The organism is Synechococcus sp. R6-10, assembly GCF_047461815.1.
Classification (GTDB): Bacteria; Cyanobacteriota; Cyanobacteriia; order Thermostichales; family Thermostichaceae; genus Thermostichus.
Genome location: NZ_JANSHW010000227.1, coordinates 1 through 3208 on the forward strand (window position 1 = coordinate 1; position 3208 = coordinate 3208).

3 protein-coding genes and 2 pseudogenes are annotated in these 3208 nt (G+C 56.7%); 4 read left to right on the top strand and 1 reads right to left on the bottom strand.

The annotated features are described in order from the left end of the window. The 3 genes and pseudogenes from NW837_RS07145 to rpsD form a co-directional block, all read left to right on the top strand. A pseudogene (locus tag NW837_RS07145) lies at positions 1-411 on the top strand (nicotinate phosphoribosyltransferase); the annotation flags it as partial. A gap of 132 nt (positions 412-543) precedes the next feature. Continuing rightward, on the top strand, positions 544-1680 hold the full coding sequence (gene gmd / locus NW837_RS07150; RefSeq protein ID WP_011432725.1) for a GDP-mannose 4,6-dehydratase: 1137 nt from the start codon (positions 544-546) through the stop codon (positions 1678-1680). 176 nt (positions 1681-1856) lie between these two features. Continuing rightward, complete coding sequence (gene rpsD / locus NW837_RS07155; RefSeq protein ID WP_011432724.1) at positions 1857-2468, top strand: 30S ribosomal protein S4; 612 nt, start codon at positions 1857-1859, stop codon at positions 2466-2468. A 211-nt stretch (positions 2469-2679) separates the two neighbouring features. Here rpsD and NW837_RS07160 read toward each other — a convergent pair. Further along, a pseudogene (locus tag NW837_RS07160) lies at positions 2680-2799 on the bottom strand (IS200/IS605 family transposase); the annotation flags it as partial. Positions 2800-2812: 13 nt separating this feature from the next. Between NW837_RS07160 and NW837_RS07165 the strand changes: the two are divergent. After that, positions 2813-3208 (top strand): RNA-guided endonuclease InsQ/TnpB family protein (locus tag NW837_RS07165; protein WP_414330218.1); only part of this gene is annotated, 396 nt, incomplete at its 3' end.

Genomic DNA, 3208 nt, shown 5'->3' on the forward strand with positions numbered 1-3208 from the left:
TATGGGGTGGGCACCCGCCTGGTGACCGGAGAAGGCGTGAACGGGGTGTACAAATTGGTGGAAATCAATGGGATCCCAGTGGCCAAAGCTTCCTTTGCCAAAGCCACCCTTCCCGGTCGCAAGCAGATCTTTCGCGGCCCTGAAGGAGACTTGTTGGGCCATGCTGACGAGCCCCCGCCTCCTGGCTACGAACCGCTCTTGCGCAAAGTTATGGAAAAAGGGCTGCTGCTGGATCCCTTGCCGGATCTGGAAGCCATTGCCCGCACCAGCCGCGCCTCTGTGCTGTGCCTGCCCCAGGGAGTGCGACAACTGCGCCAGCCGGATCCCTGGCCCACAGCCCTGACTGCCGCTTTGCAACGGTTGAAAGACCACACCCTTGGCCAGGAATGTGCCTCGGCGGGCCCTGCCTGAGGAGAAGGAGTCCCGCTGCACTATAATGTTCTAGCTTCAAGGTCTCCGCTTTGAGGTTTGAGTTTTGCCATTGGACTTGAGCCTCAGGCCATTTTGATTTTTGGTGTTTTCCTAGTCTTTGCCCCCAGCTCTATGACCCAACGTGCCCTAATTACCGGCATCACCGGACAGGATGGCTCCTATCTGGCCGAGCTGTTGTTGAAGAAAAACTACGAAGTTCACGGCATCATCCGCCGCGCCAGCACCTTCAACACAGACCGCATCGACCACATCTACGTGGATGCCCATGACCCCCAGGCTAGGCTATTCCTTCACTACGGGGATCTCACGGATGGCACCACCCTGCGCAGGATTTTGGAACAGGTGCAGCCGACGGAAGTGTACAACCTGGGGGCCCAATCCCACGTGCGGGTGAGCTTTGATGCGCCGGAATACACCGTCGATGCAGTGGCCATGGGCACGCTGCGTCTTCTAGAGGCCATCCGCGACTACCAGCAGCGCACCGGGATCCGGGTGAAGTTTTACCAGGCAGGCTCCTCGGAGATGTTCGGCCTAGTGCAAGAGATCCCGCAAAAGGAAACCACCCCCTTCTACCCGCGCAGCCCCTATGCCTGTGCCAAGGTGTACGGCTACTGGCAGACGGTCAACTACCGCGAAGCCTACAACCTCTTCGCCTGCAACGGTATCTTGTTCAACCACGAAAGCCCACGGCGAGGGGAAACCTTTGTAACCCGCAAGATCACCCGCGCCGTCAGCCGCATTGTGGCCGGCAAACAGGACAAGCTCTACCTGGGCAACCTGGATGCCAAGCGGGACTGGGGCTACGCCAAAGACTACGTCGAGGGGATGTGGATGATGCTCCAACAACCCCAGCCGGATGACTATGTGCTGGCTACCGGGGAAACCCACACTGTGCGCGAGTTTGTGGAACGGGCCTTCGCGCTGGTGGGCCTGCCGATTACCTGGAAAGGCTCCGGCCAAGCCGAACAGGGGTTGTACAAAGACCAAGTGTTGATCGAGATCGATCCCCGCTACTACCGCCCAACCGAGGTGGATCTGCTGTTGGGGGATGCTTCAAAAGCCAAGCGAGTCCTAGGATGGGAGCCCAAGGTGAGCTTCCCGCAGTTGGTGGAGCTGATGGTGCTGGCCGACTTGGAAGCCATCGGCCTGGATCCGGATCCCATCTTGGGGGAACGGCGCACCCTCAACGGCTTGCTTAGCGAAGATCGCGCTTTCATCCGCACCCAGCTGGGGGTTCACTACGACTGACAGGGTGAATACAACGGTGGAGACGGGATCCCAAAAGACAGCCTTGACCCCTTGTCCAAAGCAGGAACTAAACGCTTAATATAGTAGATCGCCGATTCTTTTGGTGCCTCGTCCTCTTGCTCCCCAGCTGACCATCTCTTGCTGACTTTGTTTGCTGATTTCGGAGAAATGCCCGCATGTCCCGCTACACAGGCCCCCGCCTAAAAATTATTCGTCGCTTCGGGGGACTTGATCTGCCCGGCTTGACGCGCAAGCGCCCCAAAAATACCAACCCGCCCGGTATGCATGGCGCCGAGCGCAAGAAAAAATCCGAATATGCCATTCGCTTAGAAGAAAAGCAGAAGGTGCGCTTCAACTACGGGCTGAGCGAGCGGCAGATGATCCGCTACATGCGCAAGGCACGGCGCTCCAAGGGATCCACCGGTTTGGCCTTGCTGCAAATGCTGGAAATGCGGTTGGATTGCATCGTGTTTCGTCTGGGCATGGCTCCAACCATTCCGGCAGCTCGGCAGCTCGTGAGCCACGGCCACATAGAGGTTAACGGCCAAAAGGTAACCATTCCCAGCTATGGCTGCAAAGTGGGGGATGTGATTACAGTAAAAAACAAGGAATCTTCCCGCAAGCTGGTGGCTGCCTACGCGGAGTATCCGGGGTTGTTTTTGCCGGACTACCTGGAGTTTGACAAAGAAAAGCTGCGCGGACGCATCAAGGAATTGCCCCCCCGCGAGCAAATTTGCGCCCCGGTCAACGAGCTTTTGGTGGTTGAGTTCTATTCCCGCAAGCTCTAGGGATCCCCTTTTGTGGCCATTGCAAATTGCAGGGGAATTTTGGGCAGTTTGACGTTCTCCTCACCCTTGAGGCCGGGGGATTTTTCACGGTTTGTTTTTTGTAGCGTTTCCCCTGCTCATCGCTCCTGTTGGCGATGCGTAGCGTTAGCTAGACCGCCGGGAAGCCCTGCCCTCTGTTAGTGACTAGTGGCTAGTCACTATCCACTCACCACTATCCAGGGTAAGGGTCGGGATAAAAGGCGGGGACACTTTGGTTTTCAATGGACTGGCCTAAAACCGAGACGGTAACCCCACCGCATGAAGCAATAGGGTAGGATTCATTCCAGTAGATTACCCTTGCCTCAATGAGAACTGCTTACCAGTACCGTTTGCGACCTACGCCCAGCCAGATTGCTTTGATGAGCGAGTGGCTAGACTTGTTACGGAAGCAGTACAACTACCGCTTGGCAGAGCGCTTTGCGTGGTGGGAACACAATCGCTGTGACATCAATGCTTGTCCCCTAGTCTGTCATTTGCCCCAGCTGAAAGACAATCCCGGTTTCTACTCCCAAAAACGGGACTTGGTGAAGACGAAAGCCCTGTTTCCGCAGTACAGAGCAGTCCATTCGCAAGTCCTCCAGAACTGCATAGAGCGAGTGCACAAAGCATTCGACCGGTGGCTGAAGGGTGACGGTAACGGCAAGCGGGCAGGGAAACCCAGATTTAAGGGAGCTGGGCGGTATCGCTCCTTCAGTTTCCCC

Coding starts and splice junctions, on each gene's coding strand:
- gmd (WP_011432725.1), top strand. CDS start 544: ATGACCCAACGTGCCCTAATTACCGGCATCACCGGACAGGATGGCTCC.
- rpsD (WP_011432724.1), top strand. CDS start 1,857: ATGTCCCGCTACACAGGCCCCCGCCTAAAAATTATTCGTCGCTTCGGG.